The organism is Syntrophorhabdus sp., from assembly GCA_012719415.1.
GTDB lineage: Bacteria > Desulfobacterota > Syntrophorhabdia > Syntrophorhabdales > Syntrophorhabdaceae > Delta-02.
Genome location: JAAYAK010000307.1, coordinates 1 through 1,671, shown reverse-complemented (window position 1 = coordinate 1,671; position 1,671 = coordinate 1). Strand labels below are relative to the sequence as shown.

The 1,671-nt window shown below is 60.3% G+C and carries 1 protein-coding gene; it reads right to left on the bottom strand.

Annotated features, from left to right (window positions below):
* Positions 1-55 precede the first annotated feature (55 nt).
* On the bottom strand, positions 56-1,671 hold a 1,616-nt coding region (locus GXX82_17185; GenBank protein ID NLT24780.1), incomplete at its 5' end, for a PAS domain S-box protein.

The following is a 1,671-nucleotide window of genomic DNA, read 5'->3' as shown; positions in this document are numbered from 1 at the left end:
CCTTCAGAACTCCGGTATTATACAGCACTTCGCCCGGGAGTTCAACGGTTCCCCATCACTTTCCGTTGAACACGCTTTCGATGACCTTCCTGAATTGTTCCAGGGAATAGGGTTTCGCGACGACCCCTGAAAAACCATATTTCCTGTAATCGCGCACGATGGCGTCGTTCACGTACCCGCTGGATACCACCGCCTTGACCATGGGGTTTATGGCGCGGATGTTCTCCATCGCCTCGCGGCCTCCCATGCCTCCGGGTACGGTGAGGTCGAGGACAACGAGGTCGTAGGGAGTGCCGGAGGCGATCCCGTTCCTGAAAAGCTCTATCGCCTCGACCCCGTCCCGGGCAAACTCGACATCGTATCCCAGGTGCTGGAGTATCTGTCCTGCCAGGTCCCGGACCTGTTCCTCGTCATCCATGTACAGGACCTTTCTCCCCTTTCCTTCGTGCGTCACGCCGCGGACAGGCCATGATTCCGCGTCGCCTTCATAGGCCTCGATGTGGACGGACACTGTGGTCCCGACCCCCTGTTCGGAGGAGATGGAGATGTAGCCGTTATGGTTCTTGACGATGGAATAACAGATCGCCAGACCCAGACCCATTCCCTTTTCGCTGCCCATCTCCTTGGTCGTGAAATAGGGGTCGAAGACTCGTTCGAGGTCTTCGGGAGAGATGCCGCACCCCGTGTCCTCAATGGTCAGACGGATGTACCTGCCGGGGTTCAGGGGCCCCTCAGGCTGAAGGAGGTTCACGTTCTCGGCGGCTATCCTGATCGTTCCCCCATCGGGCATGGATTCCCGGGCGTTCATGACAAGGTTGTGGATGACCTGCCTGATCTGTCCTTCGTCGACCTGGGCACTGTAGAGGTCTTCGGGGAAGCTGTAGACACATTTTGATGTGGATCCGCTCACGGTGAGTTCGGCGGCATCGCGTATAACGTCGTCGAGGACGGTCAGCTTCTTTACCGGCGCGCCGCCCCGGGCGAAGGTCAGGAGCCGGTAGGAAAGATCTTTGCCCCGGATCGTTGCCTTCTCCGCCTCATCGAGTCTCCTCACCGCCTTCTGGTCGTCGTCGAGGAGCATCCGCGCGAAGGATATGTTCCCCAGGATGACCGCGAGGAGGTTGTTAAAATCGTGGGCGATGCCGCCAGCCAGGGTGCCGATGGACTCGAGCTTTCGGGCCTTGAGGAGTTCGGCCTCCATCCTGTGTTGTTCCGTGATGTCACGGAACACTATCACGGCACCGATGACCGCGGCATCCTCGCTGCGGATGCGCGATGCCGTTGTGGCCACGAGCCGTTCCGTTCCATCCCTTGCGACAAGCGTGGAGGGCGTCGAGAGAGAGACCGGGTCCGTGTTCCCGAGGAGGGCCCCGACGGGGTCGTTGCCCGGAGTGTGGTTGTCGTGTTCCCGCAGAGGGAAGACCTCCGTAAAGGGCCTGCCCTCGGCCTCCTCCTGCGAGAAACCCGTCAATGTTTCGGCGGCCCTGTTTATGAGGATGACCCTGCCCTCCGTATCGACGGTGATGACGCCGTCCCCGATGGAACGGAGCGTGACGGCAAGACGTTCCTTCTCGGCGGCGAGGGCCTTTTCCGCGAGGGAGCGAACGGCGATCTCGCGCCTGAGGTCGATGTTCGCTTCGAGAAGCCTTTTTTCGCTCTCCTCGAGGAGCT